Source organism: Halostagnicola larsenii XH-48 (assembly GCF_000517625.1).
GTDB lineage: Archaea > Halobacteriota > Halobacteria > Halobacteriales > Natrialbaceae > Halostagnicola > Halostagnicola larsenii.
The window spans coordinates 304,999-320,871 of the sequence record NZ_CP007055.1 but is presented as its reverse complement, the minus strand read 5'-3'; the positions used below and the strand labels follow the sequence as shown (position 1 = coordinate 320,871).

The 15,873-nt window shown below is 63.9% G+C and carries 17 protein-coding genes; 8 read left to right on the top strand and 9 right to left on the bottom strand.

The window, feature by feature from the left end; translation table 11 throughout:
* Nucleotides 1-43: 43 nt before the first annotated feature.
* Nucleotides 44-874 carry a lipoyl protein ligase domain-containing protein gene (locus tag HALLA_RS01585; RefSeq protein WP_242406182.1) on the bottom strand — a complete coding sequence of 277 codons (831 nt, stop codon included), beginning with the start codon at nucleotides 872-874 and terminating at the stop codon, nucleotides 44-46.
* Between the two features lie 69 nt (nucleotides 875-943).
* On the opposite strand from HALLA_RS01585, the gene HALLA_RS01580 reads away from it, so the two are divergent.
* The gene (locus HALLA_RS01580) at nucleotides 944-1,978 is read left to right on the top strand and encodes a hypothetical protein (protein ID WP_049951743.1); all 1,035 of its coding nucleotides are present in this window, start codon (nucleotides 944-946) and stop codon (nucleotides 1,976-1,978) included.
* Between the two features lie 41 nt (nucleotides 1,979-2,019).
* On the opposite strand, the gene HALLA_RS01575 is transcribed toward HALLA_RS01580, so the two are convergent.
* The gene (locus HALLA_RS01575) at nucleotides 2,020-2,724 is read right to left on the bottom strand and encodes a phosphatase PAP2 family protein (protein ID WP_049951742.1); all 705 of its coding nucleotides are present in this window, start codon (nucleotides 2,722-2,724) and stop codon (nucleotides 2,020-2,022) included.
* Nucleotides 2,725-2,868: 144 nt separating this feature from the next.
* Here HALLA_RS01575 and HALLA_RS01570 point away from each other — a divergent pair, with 144 nt between their 5' ends.
* Nucleotides 2,869-3,378: a PaaI family thioesterase gene (locus HALLA_RS01570; protein ID WP_049951741.1), complete on the top strand. Its 510-nt coding sequence runs from the start codon at nucleotides 2,869-2,871 to the stop codon at nucleotides 3,376-3,378.
* A 42-nt stretch (nucleotides 3,379-3,420) separates the two neighbouring features.
* On the opposite strand, the gene HALLA_RS01565 is transcribed toward HALLA_RS01570, so the two are convergent.
* Entirely contained in the window at nucleotides 3,421-4,023 is a 603-nt protein-coding gene (locus HALLA_RS01565; protein ID WP_049951740.1) for a MogA/MoaB family molybdenum cofactor biosynthesis protein, read from the bottom strand.
* A gap of 141 nt (nucleotides 4,024-4,164) precedes the next feature.
* Here HALLA_RS01565 and HALLA_RS21285 point away from each other — a divergent pair, with 141 nt between their 5' ends.
* A complete protein-coding gene (locus HALLA_RS21285; RefSeq protein WP_049951739.1) occupies nucleotides 4,165-4,371 on the top strand; it encodes a hypothetical protein in 207 nt (68 codons plus the stop codon).
* Between the two features lie 8 nt (nucleotides 4,372-4,379).
* Here HALLA_RS21285 and HALLA_RS01555 read toward each other — a convergent pair whose 3' ends face one another.
* Together HALLA_RS01555 and HALLA_RS01550 are read right to left on the bottom strand one after the other, a co-directional pair.
* Nucleotides 4,380-4,745 (bottom strand): hypothetical protein, encoded by a 366-nt coding sequence (locus HALLA_RS01555; RefSeq protein ID WP_049951738.1) that lies wholly within the window; start codon nucleotides 4,743-4,745, stop codon nucleotides 4,380-4,382.
* 202 nt (nucleotides 4,746-4,947) lie between these two features.
* On the bottom strand, nucleotides 4,948-6,084 hold the full coding sequence (locus tag HALLA_RS01550; RefSeq protein ID WP_049951737.1) for a thiolase family protein: 1,137 nt from the start codon (nucleotides 6,082-6,084) through the stop codon (nucleotides 4,948-4,950).
* 167 nt (nucleotides 6,085-6,251) lie between these two features.
* On the opposite strand from HALLA_RS01550, the gene HALLA_RS01545 reads away from it, so the two are divergent.
* Complete coding sequence (locus HALLA_RS01545; protein ID WP_049951736.1) at nucleotides 6,252-6,998, top strand: DUF5806 family protein; 747 nt, start codon at nucleotides 6,252-6,254, stop codon at nucleotides 6,996-6,998.
* Nucleotides 6,999-7,028: 30 nt separating this feature from the next.
* Here HALLA_RS01545 and HALLA_RS01540 read toward each other — a convergent pair whose 3' ends face one another.
* The gene (locus HALLA_RS01540) at nucleotides 7,029-7,544 is read right to left on the bottom strand and encodes a DUF7529 family protein (RefSeq protein WP_049951735.1); all 516 of its coding nucleotides are present in this window, start codon (nucleotides 7,542-7,544) and stop codon (nucleotides 7,029-7,031) included.
* A 323-nt stretch (nucleotides 7,545-7,867) separates the two neighbouring features.
* Between HALLA_RS01540 and HALLA_RS01530 the strand changes: the two genes are divergently transcribed.
* The 4 genes from HALLA_RS01530 (at nucleotide 7,868) to HALLA_RS01515 (ending at nucleotide 12,824) form a co-directional block, all read left to right on the top strand.
* The gene (locus HALLA_RS01530) at nucleotides 7,868-9,082 is read left to right on the top strand and encodes a GTP-binding protein (protein ID WP_049951733.1); all 1,215 of its coding nucleotides are present in this window, start codon (nucleotides 7,868-7,870) and stop codon (nucleotides 9,080-9,082) included.
* Nucleotides 9,083-10,432: a CobW family GTP-binding protein gene (locus HALLA_RS01525; protein WP_049951732.1), complete on the top strand. Its 1,350-nt coding sequence runs from the start codon at nucleotides 9,083-9,085 to the stop codon at nucleotides 10,430-10,432. It begins immediately after the preceding gene.
* Nucleotides 10,433-10,481: 49 nt separating this feature from the next.
* Nucleotides 10,482-10,979: a TspO/MBR family protein gene (locus tag HALLA_RS01520; protein ID WP_049951731.1), complete on the top strand. Its 498-nt coding sequence runs from the start codon at nucleotides 10,482-10,484 to the stop codon at nucleotides 10,977-10,979.
* Nucleotides 10,980-11,198: 219 nt separating this feature from the next.
* A complete protein-coding gene (locus HALLA_RS01515; protein ID WP_049951730.1) occupies nucleotides 11,199-12,824 on the top strand; it encodes a hypothetical protein in 1,626 nt (541 codons plus the stop codon).
* Nucleotides 12,825-12,910: 86 nt separating this feature from the next.
* Here the strand turns inward: HALLA_RS01515 and HALLA_RS01510 are convergent, their stop codons facing one another.
* The 3 genes from HALLA_RS01510 to HALLA_RS01500 all read right to left on the bottom strand — a co-directional run bounded on the left by HALLA_RS01510 (nucleotide 12,911) and on the right by HALLA_RS01500 (nucleotide 15,776).
* Nucleotides 12,911-14,587 (bottom strand): aldehyde ferredoxin oxidoreductase family protein, encoded by a 1,677-nt coding sequence (locus HALLA_RS01510; protein ID WP_049951729.1) that lies wholly within the window; start codon nucleotides 14,585-14,587, stop codon nucleotides 12,911-12,913.
* 48 nt (nucleotides 14,588-14,635) lie between these two features.
* Complete coding sequence (locus tag HALLA_RS01505) at nucleotides 14,636-14,989, bottom strand: HalOD1 output domain-containing protein (RefSeq protein ID WP_049951728.1); 354 nt, start codon at nucleotides 14,987-14,989, stop codon at nucleotides 14,636-14,638.
* A 124-nt stretch (nucleotides 14,990-15,113) separates the two neighbouring features.
* On the bottom strand, nucleotides 15,114-15,776 hold the full coding sequence (locus HALLA_RS01500; protein WP_049951727.1) for a helix-turn-helix domain-containing protein: 663 nt from the start codon (nucleotides 15,774-15,776) through the stop codon (nucleotides 15,114-15,116).
* Nucleotides 15,777-15,873: the final 97 nt, after the last annotated feature.

The following is a 15,873-nucleotide window of genomic DNA, read 5'->3' as shown; positions in this document are numbered from 1 at the left end:
CGGATTTCGAACCCGACGATTACCCCTGACCAGATCAGCGGCCTCAGGCCACGTCGACGGCTTCCACGGGACGATCGCCGATCAGCGCCTCCTCGAGAACGGAGCGGACACGCTCGACCTTGAGACGTTCGGTCTCTGCGTGCTGGGTCTCGGCGCGATCGATCGCGAGGGTGTCCGCCTCGAGCGCGTCGGCCTCGACGCGGTCAGCCGATGACGACTCCGACTCGGAACGACGACTCCAATCTGCGATCGCGCCGACGGAGTCGGGATCGAACGGAACCCCGAGCGCCCCGTAGACGCCCTCGAGAACGCGCGCGAGTTCGGCACGGTTCGCGACGACGACGATTCCGGACGCGAGCGCCGCGTCTTGTTGAACCCGCTGGGCGAGGCCGGCGATCTTCCGACGGTCCGGGACCTCACTCGAGCCGGTTCGCTCATTCGGCGCTGGGACCGAAAGCGAGTGTGTACCCGGACAGAACGAATCGGCGGGTTCGCCGCGGACGATATCGACGCCCAGCTTCTCGAACGCTCGCTCGAGATCGGCGGTCAGCCGGTCGTACCGCTCGTCGGTCCCCTGCCGAAAGTCCGCGACCGGTTCGGCGCGGGCGAACGCGAGCGTCGTCTCCCCGTCGTAGGCGACGGCCCGACCGCCGACGCTGCGCTCGACCGGCGAAAAGCCGAAATCGCGCGCAACCGCACGAGCGTCGTCGTACCCCTCGAGTCTGGCGTCCCGCCGGCCGAAGGCGACCTGTCTGTGGGGTCGCCAGACCCGAACCGCGGGCGTTCCGGCCGCGGCGATCTCGAGAAGTCGCTGACTCACCGCTCGATCGGCCTCGGTGGTCTCGGAACGGCCGCGAAGGACACGAACGGACATTCGTCGTCTCGAGACGGCCTACGCGCCGACGCGCCTAAACCTTCGTGGCGCGCAGGGACAGACGAACAGATGGCCGTCACCCTCCCCGAGTCGGTGCTCGCCCGGTACGAGCGGTTCTCGCTGTACAACTCGCCGTACCCAGCCCACGACGGCGGCCGTGCGATCGATCTCTATCCCGGAACGCTCGAGAGCGGCCGGACAACCGACGCGCCGAGTCCCGTTTCGGGGACGGTGCTCGAGACGCGGACGGTTCGCGCGCCGTCGAAGCCTTACGCACCGGAACACGACCACCTCGTCGTCCTCGAGGTCGAGGGCTCGAGCGGAATCACCGACTCGAGTGGAATCGAGAACTCGAGCCGAAGCGACGGAACCGCCGACGCCGGCAGCGTCGATGAGTCCGACGAACTCGTCGCCAGAATTCTTCACGTCGACCCCGCCGTCGAGGCGGGCGATCGTATCGCCGCGGGCGAATCGCTCGGGACGCTGATCCGGTCGGGGTTTTTCGCGCCGTGGGTCGACAACCACCTCCACGTCGGCTTCCGGCGACCCGATCAGAACCCGGTGCGCGCCTCGGGATCGCTTCCCCTCGAGATCGGCGCGGGCGTCGACATCACGCCGCTCGAGTGGGACGGCACGGGAACGGTCGTCGAAACCGGCGAGACGTACGCGATCCTCGATCGTCCGCCCCATCCGAATCCGGGCGCGGCGTTCGCCGGGATTCGCGCCGACGGCGGCGGCGTCCTCGACGGCGGACTCCCGCACTACGACGGCGGCGGGATTCTCGAAGCAGGAGGCGCGGCTCGCGGTCCCTCGAGCGTCGAATCGAGACCCGCCAGTCCGAACGGGTCGACCACCGTCGGCGACGCCACCCGTTTGAACGACGGAGTGGAGGAGATCGTGGCGCTGAACGGGGATCGCCTGGGCGTCGCGAGCGGGCGAACGATTGCGTGGGACGACGTCGCCGTTACGGTCGACGGAGAACGGATCACCGGGATCTCCCTGTTTTGCGCTCGAGACGCCGCCTTCGGCGTCAAACTCGTCTGTCCCGATCGCTCGTTCGCCGTCGGTCAGCGGGTTCGCGTTCGCGTCAGTGCTCGCGACTGATTGACCGGTGCGATGCCCGAAAGTCGAACCGAGCGCGTTGCCTACCCGCGACGACCGAAGTCGAAAAACCGCCAACCCGCCACCGTACCGAGCGAGGCCGCCAGCACGAGAATCGATTTGAAAGCGACGCCGCTCACAACGACGAAGAAAACGGCGAAGACGACGGCCAGCCCGAACGTGGTCGCGGCGGGGTCGTCGGGCCGGCGCGCGGCGAGCGCTCGCACGACGAGCAACAAGAGGAGACCGGCGGCGACGCCGGCGACGACATCGACGAGATAGTGAACGCCGAGTGCGACGCGGGAGAAACAAACCGTTCCGACGAGCGCCGCTGCGCCAGTAAAGCGCCGCCGCCGCGTACTACTCGTGAAAACGGCTGCCAGTCCGACGTAAACGATCGTCGTGCCAACGGCGTGTCCGCTCGGGAACCCGTATCCGGTGGCCAACGCCGTCGCTTCGTAGACGGGTTGGATAACCGAGGGATACAGGGAGGGATCGGCCAACGGCTCGTTCGGTCTCGGGAGGGCGAACACCTCCTTCAGTCCCAGGTACATCCCCGTCCCGGCTATCCACGCGCCGACGACGACCGCGATGGCGTCGCGCCTCGGCGCGTCCAGCCAGTAAAGCACGGCCAGAAGGAGCGTCAAAAACCACACGTCACCCAGCTGCGTGAGCAGGGCGACGACCAGTGCCAGCCACTCGGGGAGCAGCCCCTGAATCGATTCGACTGCGCCGACACCCCGCGACATAGGGGGAGTCGACGGCGGAGGACCAAATAACGATCCATGTCCACCCGGTCCGCCACTCGAATCGAGAGAATCTCATCGAAACACCCGAACCGGTAGAATCCCGAAAGCGCAGGGATCAAGACGACCGCTCGCACACGAGGTGACATGAGCGATGAGACACCGGATTCGATCGGAACTCCGAACGCCGACGAAGCGACCGGCGAACTCGAGGATTTCTTACAGGGACATATCGACGAGTCCCAGGAATTTCTGTCCTGGTTGGGTACCTCGGTCGACCACATCGGCGCGGGAACGATGACGCTCTCGATTCCCTACGACGAGAAGCTCACGAACGTCCGTCCCGACTCGGGATCGGATCGACGCCCCGACATGCACGGCGGCGTCGCCGCGACGCTCATCGATACCGCTGGCGGACTGGCACTTCGAACGGAACTCGAGGACCCGTTCGACGCGAGCATCGCGACGATCAACCTCAACGTCAACTACCTCCGGCCCGCGACGGGCGACCTGAGCGCGACCGCGAACGTGGTCCGAGTCGGCTCGAGCGTCGGCGTGAGCGAAATTACCGTCGAGAGCGCGACCGAAGACGGCGAGACGAAGGCGGTCGCGACCGGACAGGGATCCTACCGCGTCTTCCGGGGAGTAACCGACTGATCGCCGGTCGACGACCGACTTCGCCTGCCGTGACCGCCGGGCTCACTCCTCGGACCGAAACGCCTCGAGCGATTGGTCGGTCGCGTCAGTTCGGTGGCTCGTCGCGAGCCCCGCGAGGTGCGGTGCCTCGGGCACGATGAGTTTCTCGCAGGCGGTTCGGCAGGCGTTCGTGCTTCCGGGGAGGGTGAATACCGGCGTGTCGACCGCGATGCCAGCCGTGGCTCGAGAGGCCATCGCGCGGGTCCCGACCTCGTCCCAGGAGAGCGAGCGGAACAGTTCGCCGAAGCCGGGCAGGTCGCGTTCGAACAGCGAGGCGGTCGCTTCGGGGGAAACGTCGTCCGCGGTGACCCCCGTTCCGCCGGTCGTCACCACGATATCGATATCCCGCATCGCGGCCAGCCGTCGGACCGCGGTTCGGATCGCGGCGTAATCGTCCCGGACCAGAACGCGCTCGCGGACCTCGTGACCGTCGGTCTCGAAACACTCGGCGACCGTATCGCCGCCGGGATCTTCGATCGCGGCCGGATCGTCGGTTTCGGCCGCGGCCGCTCGAGAGGACGACACCGTCACGATGGCGACGTACAGCGGGTCGATGATGTCGTGTCCGTGCTCGTCCGTCGTTCGGCGAGTCTCGTCTGTGGGCATGTACGTGAGTCGTTGCTCGAGGGCGATAATATCTCCCCCGAGGCGTGGCGATCTGTCAGCGGCAGTCGCTCCTGTGAAATGGAACGGTAGTAGTGACCGACAGCAAGAATTAGGCCGATTCGATCCCTCACTCTGAAACGAATGGCTGACTCGTTCTGGTACCCGTCAGTTGAAGATGTCCTCGCAATCCACGACGACGTCGTCTCTGAGTCGACCGAAGAAGATGTCGAGAACAGCACCCAACTCGACGAAGCGATGGAAGACATCCGTCAGGAGTTAGTAAGGCAGGTAGCGGCTGCCGACCGAGACGAAAATCGGGACGTATACGATGCACTCGAAAACGAGTAGGGTTCCAATCACTGGGTGCGTTCTTCGTCGTCGGTTGCCGTTCGGTTCTCGGTTTCTGTACGTCTCACACCATCCGGACTAGCCTCTCGAGCGCCCTCCTGGCCGTCGGACCTCGAGAAGGGAAAGTCGTCGGCTCGAGAGGGGTGGACGTTGTAGCCGCCACCGGCGTAGGGGTCCGTCGACGGATCGTAGTCGAGTTCGCTCCGCTCGAAGAGGTACATGAAAAAGCCGAAGATCGGGATCAGCCCGACGAGCAACAGCCAGCGCCGACGCTCGAGGGCGACCTCGCCGGTATCGTAGTAGACGAATCCCACGAGTCCGGCGTGTATACACAGCGAGACGAAGCCGACCGCGAACAGCAGGAGACTGCTCATAGGAGGTGTTCGCGCTACACGGTTGTAAGTCGCACCGTGGCACGTCGTGCTCGAGCGATCGAGAGGCGACTGTCAGCCCCTCAGTTCACGTCAAACTCGATCGCTGCACCCTGTCGCGACCACCTTTTCTCTCGGCCGACTCGCTTGCTTCGCTCGCTCGCGGCCTCGGAAAATCTGGACCAAAAAGTGAACGACCGGACCCTCAGTTGACCTCGAACTCGATCGCCGCACCCTGTCCGAAGCCGACACACAGCGTCGCCAGTCCGAGACCGCCGCCGCGTTTTTGCAGTTCGTGAATCAGGGTCACCGGCAGGCGAGCGCCCGAGGCTCCGAGCGGGTGACCGATCGCGATCGCGCCGCCGTTGACGTTGAAGATCTCGGGATCGATTCCGAGTTCGTCTCGGGAGTAGAGACTCTGGCTGGCAAAGGCCTCGTTGAGTTCGACCAGATCGTAGTCGTCGATGTCGCGGCCGTTTCGCTCGAGCAGACCCCGCGTCGCCGGTACCGGACCGATTCCCATGATGGTCGGGTCGACGCCCGCCACGTTGTTCATCCCGACCTCCGCGAGGATCTCGAGGTCGTTCTCCTCGGCGAACGCCTCGCTCGTGACGAGCACTGCGGAGGCACCGTCGGAGATCTGCGAGGCGTTTCCGGGGGTGACGCTGCCGTCGGATTTGAAGACCGTCGGCAGTTCGCCGAGTTTCTCGGCGGTCGTGCCCGGCCGGAGGCCTTCGTCTTCCGTGATCGTTCCGTCCTCCGTTTCGATCGGGACGATTTCGTCCTCGAAGCGGCCCTCTTCGGTCGCCTCGACGGCCCGCTGTTGGCTCCGAGCCGCGTACTCGTCTTGGTCCTCTCGAGTGACGCCGAACTCTTCGGCGACCTTCTCTGCGGTCATCCCCATCTGGAGTTCGCCAACGTTGTACTCGGCGGCCATCCGCGGGTGGACTTCCATCGTGTTCTCGCCCATCGGCACGCGGGTCATCGACTCGACGCCGCCGGCGATGATCGCGTCGCGGTTGCCCGCCGCGATGGCGTCCGACGCCGAAATGACCGCCTGCATCGAGGAGGCACACCAGCGGTTGATCGTCGTCGCGGGAACGCCCTCGCCGAGGTCCGAGAGCAACGCGATGATCCGGGCGAGGTTGTTGTCCTGCTCGCCGCGCTGCTGGGCACAGCCCCACATCAGGTCGTCGATGTCCTCGCTCGAGAGGCCGCTCTCGGCCAGAATCTCGTTGATCAGCGGGATAGAGAGGTCTTCACTTCGCAGATCGGCGTACACGCCGTCTTCTTTCCCTTGCGGGGTGCGATACGCGGCTGCGATGACTGGCGTCTGTGACATAGCCTAGGTGACGGTCTTTATCATCTTAAAACACGCAGAACCACTCGAAATGCGCCGAGAGTTTATTGCTCGGGTGCGTTCCGAGAAGCGATCCTCGAGCCGACAGCAGCTTCGATCCGACGGCCTCGAGAACAATCCTTATCTCCGGGCCTTGGGAATGAGGGGCTATGAACGAGGACGGTTCACGGATGGAGTCCGACGACGCGGACTCCGACTCGAGCGAGACCACCACCGTGGAAGCCACCGACGACGACCCAGAGACCGTCGATATCGACGGCACAACTCCTGATCTCGAGACTCCTGCCGGCGAAAGCCGGGATGGCGCCGACGAAGGCCGGGACGCCGCCGACGAAGCTGACGATCCCGCTTCGGTCGAGCAGTCGATGCCGGGCGTGCCGGACCCCGACGAGGCCGACGGGAACGACGTGCCGACGGATGTCCAGAAGTACGCCCGATTCCAGAAGATGGACGGCGCGCAGTACGACCGGGTCAACGAGTTCCTGCGGGATCGAACGTACATCACGGCCCGCGAGTGGGCCATCGCCCGCCTGTGTTCTGACTTCCGAACCGAAACCGGCGTCGAGATGACCAAAATCGGCGAGAACCTCCCCGAACTCGTCCCCTTCATGACCGACACCTACACCCCGCAGGCGGTCAATCAGGCCCGGAGCTCCTTCGAGGACAAGATCCGAACCGCCGGCGCGACCTTCCTCTACGGCGCGATGTGCGACTTCTTTACCGCCGAAGAGCTCGACGACGTGATGTACGAGGCGACCGAGGTCGCGAAGTTCCTCCTCGAGGTCGAAGGCGTCGACCTCTCGGTCGAGGAGGAACTCGAGGCCGAAGAGCGGATTTCGACGGTGATGCGCGACGTTCGCGACGCCAGTCAGGAGTTGCGAGAAGACGAGGCGTAGCGAGTCGAACGAAACGAGAGACCCGAACGACTACTCCTCGAGATCGGCGACTGAATCGACGAACAGCGACGGCTCGTCGTGGGAAAACACGACCCAGCGGTCTTCGTCCGTTTCCGCCGGTTCGTCCGCCGGATCGAGGTAGACGAAGAGGTGCCCGTCGGCGAGTGCGGTCTCGAGCACCGAGGATGCGTCCGGTAGATCGTAGTACAGCGGGAGCAAGACGGCGTGTTCGGTTTCGTCGTCGCGTTCGACGGCGAGGATGAAGGTCGTCTGTCCTTCGGTCTGGTAGTAGACGTCGACCGCGGCGAAGGCGATGTCGTCCCGGCCAACGAGGTCCTCGACGGCGGTGTACTGGTCCTGTGAGACGACCGCTCGAAGACCGACTCGGTCGTCCGTCTCGACCGGCGTGACGGCCTCCGGTTCGACGAACAGCGTCTCCCAACCCGCATCCTGAAACTCGCCCTCGATTGCCGCCGCGTCCTCGAGCAACTCGATCCACGGATCGGCCTCGTCGGGCGTCGACTCCGACGACGTTCCGTTAGTCATTGGCGAACCACCCGACAGAATCGAGGCTATCGTCCATACGTCCTTGACCAACGGTCTGGAGGAAAAGCATTGCCCACGCGGTTCGATCGTTGCGCATCGAAACGTCTACCCCGCGGCCGGTTCGCTCGAATAGCGTTTGGGTCGCTTCCGGCGATGACAGCGATCCACGACAAACTCGTCGAGTCATTCGATTGGATCGTAACGCATCGAAATGACCGGACGATATTAAAAATATCTCTAATTTTAATATTAGTTATTATTATGAGTTCTAGGGAAACTAGAGATTAGTATTAAGTGGTTAAGAAATCCTACTAGCGCGTACGATGAACGACGAACGAATACCGGTGACAGTTCTGAGCGGCAGTCTCGGCGCGGGCAAGACGACCGTTCTCAACCGCGTTCTCTCCGCGGATCACGGGATGGAAGCGGCGGTCGTGGTCAACGATATGGGAGCGGTGAACGTCGACGCCGAAGCCGTCACCCAGCGATCGGATCTGGGCGGCGACGAGGAGGTAGTGGAACTCTCGAACGGCTGTATCTGCTGTCGCCTTCGCGGCGACATGTTAGCGGAGATCGGACGGCTGGCCGAGCAGCGCGAGTTCGATTATTTGCTCGTCGAATCCTCCGGCATTTCCGAACCGATCCCCGTCGCCCAGACATTCTCGATGGGCTTCGAAGATGCGACGTTCGATCCAACCGACACCTACGCGCTCGATACGATGGTCACCGTCGTCAACGCCCACAGCTTCTGGGAGTCGTTCGACTCCGGAACGGCGCTTTCAGGGGGCGAAGGTGACATCGACGCCGAATCGGGACGGGTTCCCGAAGAAGTGTTGCTCGACCAGATCGAGTTCTGCGACGTGCTCGTCCTCAACAAGTGCGACCTCGTTCCCGACGACGCACTCGAGGAGATCGAAGCCGTCCTCGAGACGCTGCAGCCTCGAGCCAAGATCCGTCGGACCAAGTTCGGGAACGTCGAGGCGGCGGCCATCCTCGACACCGGACGGTTCGACTTCGAGGCCGCACAGAACTCGGCGGGCTGGAAGCGCGAACTCCAGCACGAACACCACCACGACCCGCAGGAAGAACACGGCGTCACCTCCGTTTCCTACGAGCGGGATCGACCGTTCCACCCCGAACGGATCGCGGCGCTCTTACCCGAACTCCCAGACCGGATCATCCGCGCGAAGGGATTCTTCTGGAGTGCAGGCCGCGAAGACGTTGCGATGGGGATCGACAAAGCGGGAACCTCCGTCCGCGCCGGCCCGTCGGGCCAGTGGCTCGCGACGCTCCCCGAGGCAGAACGCGAGCAGTACTTCGCCGCCAGACCCGGTCTCGAGGAGGACTGGGACGACGAGTGGGGCGACCGTATGACGCGGCTCGTCCTCATCGGCCGCGAGTTCGACGCCGAGTCGCTCGTCGACCAACTCGATGACTGCTTGCTCACGGAGGAGGAGTACACGAACGACGACTGGGGAGGGTACCCCGATCCGTTCGAACCGGAAGAACGACGTGAACTCGCGCTCGCGGATCAGTAAATGTCCGTTCCGGTTACCATCCTCTGTGGCGGGCTCGGCGCAGGCAAGACGACGCTGCTCTCGCAGTTGCTCGAGGAAGACGACCGCGATATCGCCGTCCTCGTCAACGACGTCGGCGAGGTTAACGTCGACGCCGACCTCGTCGAAGCGCGCACCGACCTCGAGACGGGCGACGAGGTCGTCGCCCTCGAGAACGGCTGTATCTGTTGTAGCCTCGGCGGCGAACTCTCGCGCTCGGTGATCCAACTCTGGAAGGAACACGACTTCGACTCCCTCGTCGTCGAAGCCTCCGGCGTCGGCGAGCCGGAACCGATCGCCCGCCAGTTCGTCCGCGGGCCCGCTGGCGGCCCCTACGATCTGGACGCGGTCGTCACCGTCGCCGACGCTCGCCTGTTTTACGACACGTTCGTCGACGGGGACGAAAAGCCGGTCCGACAGGGTCCCGACGAGAGCGGCTCCCGTCCGATCGCCGACCTCCTGCTCGAGCAGGTCGAGTTCTGTGACCTGCTCGTCCTCAACAAGTGCGACCTGGTTAGCGAGGCCGAACGCGACCGCGTCGTCGCCGTCCTCGAGACGCTCCAGCCGCGAGCCGACATCGTGACCACGGAGTACGGCTCGGTGCGTCCCGACGAACTGCTCGAGAGCGAGCGATTCGACCTCGAGGCCGCACGCGAGTCCGCGGGCTGGAAACGAGCCGTCGAGGCGAGCGCGGACCACGAGGCCGGTGACAGTCTGCACGATCACGGCGACAGCGGTGATGGCGAAAGCGGCGACGAGCACCGCAATCACGGTGACGGCGAGAGCGGTGACGGTGAAAACCACGATCACGGCGACGGCGAGAGCCACGACCACGGCGATGACGACCACACTCACCCGCCCGAGCGATATGGGATCGACGTCACAACGTTCGCGCGAACCCGTCCGTTTCACCCCCGGCGACTCCGCGAGTTCCTCGAGGACGTTCCGGACGGGCTCGTTCGCGCGAAGGGGCTCTGCTGGATCGCGGGCCGCGAACGGGCGGCGATCACGATGAGCTACGCGGGAACCGAGACGACCCTCGAGGTCACCGGGCGGTGGATCGCCAGCTTCTCCGAGCAACGACAGGAAGCCTATCGCCGCGGCCAGCCAGACATGCCGTGGGACGAGGAGTGGGGCGACCGCGAGGTTCGACTCGCGCTCATCGGCCGGAACCTGGATCAGGTCGCCCTCGAGTCGCGACTCGAGGACTGTCTGCTCACCGATAGCGAGATGGCCGAAAATTGGGACGACTACGAGAACGAGACGCCAACGGCGATGGGCGAGTCGACGACGATTTCTTCCGGAAGCGCCGCTGACCGGTCAAACCCGTAAACAAGGGTTGCACCTCCGGCTATAATTAGGTTGAACACGTCCGTTCGGTATGGCATACGGCGTCCGATCGCTGGATCTCGAGCCGCGTCCGATAGCCGAACTCGTGGGCTTCGTCCTGCTGGTCAACGTCGTCGGGAGCGCGCCGGCGCTGGTCACCTCGACGGACACGGCCTGGTTCGAGGGTCTCGAGAAGCCGTGGTTCTACCCGCCGTCGATCGCGTTTTCGATCGTCTGGACCGCGCTGTTTACGCTGCTCGGGATCGCGCTGTGGCGCGTTTGGCGAGCAAATAGCTCCGGACGACGGCTCGCGCTCGGGCTCTTCGCGGTCCAGATGGCGTTCAACGTCGCCTGGACGCCGACGTTTTTCACGCTGCAACAGCCGCTGGTCGCACTCGGCGTCATCGCCGTCTTGTTGGTTCTGGTGCTCGCGACTCTCGTCGCGTTTCGACGCGTCGACCGAACGGCGGCCGCGCTGTTGGTTCCGTACCTGCTGTGGGTCGTGTTCGCGACCGCTCTCACGTTCGAAATCTGGCGACTGAATGCCTGACGAAGATATTTTCTGGAGATTGAACGCCTGACGGAGATCCTTCGAAGGAGACTAACGAATGCACCGTTCGAGTCTTGGCCGTACCCGCGCTCGAGGAGCGGGAGTCCGCATCGGGAAACTGTTATTAGCGAATCACGAAAACGGGGGCACTATGAACGCGACCGTCCTCGCTAGCGAAAACGCCGCTGGCGTACCTGAACAATCGCGTCTCGAGCAGCCGTGATCGGACCCCTTCGACGAATCGCCCTCGTCGCGACCGTCCGTCACCGGGTTGAGGTACGGCGGCGGCTCCGCCACCCGCAGATACTCGTCGCGCTCTCCGTCGGGATCATCGTGGGGGCGATAGCCGTCGTGGGTTCGCTCCCGCTGGGTATCTATGAGCACATCTGGCCACAGCCCGGCGCGTACCACTACGGCACGCTCGCGGGCGAGAACGGCTCGATGGTTCTCGAGCGGGCCCGCGAACTCGGCGCAATCGGCGTCGTCGCTGTTGGCGCACTCACCGCACTCAGTTCGGTCACGAGCGACGCGTGGGAAGAACCCCCACCCGACCTCGTGACATCGCTGTCGGTTCCCGAAGCGATCTGTGGCGTGCTGGGGGACGAACTCCTCGAGCGGAGTTGGTTCGTCGCTCCCGTCCTCGGTTCGGGCGCGCTGGCGTTTACTGTCGGAACGGGCACACCAAGGGCGGCCATCGGCGCTGTCGTGGGTGGGCTCGCCGTCGGGCTTACCGGGCTGTTCCTCGGTTCCAGTGTCGGACTGGGTATTCGCGCCGGTCTCCGTCGGTTCCCGCGACTCGAGGTGGTTCGGTACGTGATCGGACTGCTCGGTCTGTTGGTTCTGTTCGCCGTCCTCTCGCTTACTCGGCAGGTCGGGAGCGGCCTCGCCGCAACGCCGTTTGCCTGGTACGGCGACGTGCTGGTTGCGACAGCGCCCGGTATCTCCGCGAGTCCGCTCCGAGTCGGTGGCGCACTCGCGCTAGGAACTGTCGTCTCCGTCGGTTCGCTTTCGGTTGCCATCGTCGCCGGGCGAAGCCTCTGGTTCAACGAGACGAAACGAAACGACGAAGCAACCGAATTGGACGAGGGGTCGATCGAACCGACGGAGGTCGGACGGCTGGGCCGCTCGCTCGATCGGTTCGTCGGTCGTCCCACAGCGGGGGTCGCGCAGGCCACCTGGCGACGAATGGGCAGATCGCCGCGGGCGATGACCTACGTCCTCCTGCCGATCGGTCTCCTCTGGCCGGCCGTTATCCAGCTTTCGGTGGTGTTCCCCGAACTCGTCCCCGTGCTCGTCGTAACGTACGTGACCGTCGCGGTCGGCCTCGGAACGACGCTCAACCCGATCGGGAACGCGCGGGTCGCCCTTCCGCTGATTCTCACGACGGTGGGCGGCCGCCGATCCGTACTTCGCGGGCACGCGTTCGCGGCGCTCGTTCCGGGGTTCCCACTCGTCGTCATCGTCGCGCTGGTGACCGGCGTTCTCGGCGACTATACGCCGATCGAACTGACGGGGCTGGTACTGATCTCGGGTTTCCTCGTAACCGGGGGTATCGGCGTCTCGCTCGGTGTCGGCGCCTGGCTCCCGAACCTCGAGGGGCCGGCGACGACGGCGACGCTGATGCCGCCCGAACTGTACGCGATGGTCTCGTACCTCTTTGCGATGTCACTGCTCTCCGCACCGGCGATGCTGGGATTTGGTTTCGGTGAGCTTGCGGGTTCCACGGCCGCCGTCACAGCTGCGGTCGTCGCAACCGGGGCCTGTAGCGGTGGGTTCGGCTGGCTCGGCTACCGCTACGCACGCCGTTCGCTCGAGGCCTACGAAGCTGACGGCCGCGAGGGGTGAGTCGTTCGAGGAGACGACAGCGATGGGCGTGTCCCGAACCGCACCGCTCGTGGTTCCGTGAACCAGATGTCGAAGGCGCACCGGAATCAGCTGCCAGCGGACGCATTGCCGATTTGCTCCGCCGGAACGGTTCCATCGTCGTTCCAGCCGCGTTCGCCGTAGTACTCCGTGAGCGCGTCCTGAAAATCCGAGAGGTCGTACGGAAGCGCGTCGTCGTCCCTGTCGAACCCGCGCTGGTTGTTGAAGTGGCGCTCGAGGGTGACGATCCGGCCGCCGGTCTCGAGCAGCGTCTCGTAGTCGGCCTCGAGCAGCGTCTCGAAGCGTTCTTCGGACAGGAAGTCACGGGAGAACTTGCAGATGACGGCGCTGTCTTTGATCGCGTTGATGTTTTCTTTCTCGACGACCTTCGGCGGTTTGCCGTCGAATCCTTCCTTCTCGAATGCTTTCTCGGCGTCGACGAGGGGGTACTCGAGCGGGTAGAACTCGGCGTACATGTGGTCCGCACCGCGGTTAGAGGTCGCAAAGGAGAGGCCCTGTCCGTGGAGCGTTCGGCCGTCGTGGGCGGGAAACTCCATGCCTTTGACGCTCCAGTTCTCGACGCCGAGATCGTCGTGGAACCGATCGACGCCCTCCGCGAGCGTGTCGCCGATCCCCTCTCTATGGGCGATTTTCTCGACGAGGTCGTGGATCAACTCGACGTTGCCGAACTCGTCTTCGCTCTCGAGGTAGGCGGCGACGGCGTCGCCACAGGAGATGGTGTCCAGTCCGAGTTCGTCGCACAGTTTGTTCGATTGCATCACGTCGACGATGTCGTCGACGCCCGAGTTCGAGCCGAAGGCCATGACGGTTTCGTACTCCGGCCCTTCGGTCTCGAGACCGCTTTCCTCGTCTCTGGTCGGCAGTTTGCAGGCGAACGCACACGAAGAGCAGGTCCCCTTCTGGTATTTCTTCTCCGCGACGGCGTCGCCGCTGATCCCCTCGACGCCGTCGAAGGAAAGTTCCGAAAAGTAGTGCGTCGGGAGCGCTTCGACCATGTTCGCGTACTCGGTCACCGAGGTCGTCCCCTGCTCTTTCATGATGTGATCCGACTGGGCGGCCTCGCGGTGGACGTCCATCTGCATCGAGGGAATCTCGACGTCGCGGGTCGACTCGCCGTCGAAGGTGATCGCCTTGACGTTCTTCGCGCCGAGCACCGATCCCAGGCCGCCCCGGCCGAACGCCCGTTCGCGGGAGGTCATAATCGAGGCGAACCGAACGAGATTCTCACCGCCCGGTCCGATCGTAACGGTGTGTTCGGCGTCGAGGCCGTGCTCGTCGGCGATGTACTCGCAGGTTTCGGTGGTTTCTGCTCCCTCGAGTTCGGGAACTTCCTCGAATTCCACGCCGTCGTCGGTTACGTGGACGACGAGGAGTTCGTCGCTCTCGCCGGTTATCTCGACGGCCCCGTACCCGGTCGCGGTGAAGTTCCGCGAGAGAAAGCCGCCCGCGTTCGAGGAGAGCAACCCGTCGGTCAGCGGCGAAACGGCCGTCGCCGACATTCGACCCGTAAAGCTCATCGTCGAGTGTTGCATCGGCCCCGTCGCGAAATACAGGCGGTTTTCCGCGCCGAACGGATCGGCGTCGAAGGGAATCCGATCGTGGGCCAACTTCGTTCCGACGCCGCGACCGCCGATGAACGACTCGAGCACGTCGTCGATCCGTTCGGTATCGACCGTTCGATCGCCGACGTCTATCGAACACAGCGGTCCCCGTGCATTTTTCATGTGAGTTTATGCGACGTGTACTCGCAAAACGATACCGATTTAAACGAATTACGGTGACCCGCTTTTGTGCTCGCCTCGACCGCCGGTCCCGTTCGATAGGTCGGTTTCGTCGATGACCCGAATCTCGACGCGTTCGCCGTCCCGAACGACGATCTCGAGGTTGCCGATAGCGACCGTCGCAGTCCCCGTTCGGGTGCTCGTCTCCGTGTTGGCAAACAGTTGTTCGAGCGCCTCTGGATCGGCGTGATCGTAGAGCGGGCTTACTTCGGTCTGCGTGCTGGCGGGCAGTTTCTCGAGCAATCGAACGATGGCGTCGATCATTCGCTCGTTCGGCTGGATACTCGTTTTGTACGTGACCGTTTCCGCTTCCGGGCGTGGGTCCGTTCCCGATGAATTTGACATGGACATCCCTCCGTTCGGCATCGGTCCGGCGACTCGTTTTTATTACTCGCGGGAGCCCCTTTAGTATCGCCGTTAAGTTGTTGTGGTCCTTATCCGTTGGGCTGGCGTCGGCCCGCTCCACTCGCTAGTCCCTCGCCTGCTCACCGCGCATTACGGTCTGTGAGAGCACCGATGTTAGACCCCGGCGTAGCCGGCCGGTGACTGCCGCCCCGGAGACGCCGAGTTCGTCGCCGATCTCCTCTAGCGTCGCGTCTTTCGGATTCTCGAAGTAGCCCGCTTCGAACGCCGTGACGAGCGTTTCGTACTGCTTGTCGGTGAGATCGTATTTCATGCTCGTCGAAACCTCGAGTTCCGCCCGGAGCCGCTGGAGCTCGAGCGCGATACCGTACTCGCGGACGCGCTCTTGAAACGCTTCGATCCGCTCTTGCTCGCGGAACCTGATCTCGAAGGTCCAGCCGTCGGCGGTACCGATCCCCTCGATCAGGGTTGCTCGCGACTCGAGAAGGGCGTCCGCGAGTATAGGAACTGAATCGGACCACGTCACGTTGTACAGCCGACCGTCGTCGAACTGATCGACTTCCGTTATCGTTTCGACGGCGGGGTCCGACCGAATCACGGGTTCGATTTCGTCGTAGTGGCCGTCGCTCCAGACGAAAATAAACGGCATGAGTCCGTGGTAGGTTGGGACGACACTTTCGAACTCGATGACCAGCCCAGAATACTTCTGCAGGACAGTTCCGAACGAAAATTCTGCGGCGGGGATCGTGAATTCGGCGACGAACGTCATCCAGCGGGGCTACTTCAGGAGTAAGTAAAATCGTTTCGTCGATATCACCGCTCGAGTCGCCCCAAAGCGATTACCATCGAAATGGTCGGACTCTAGT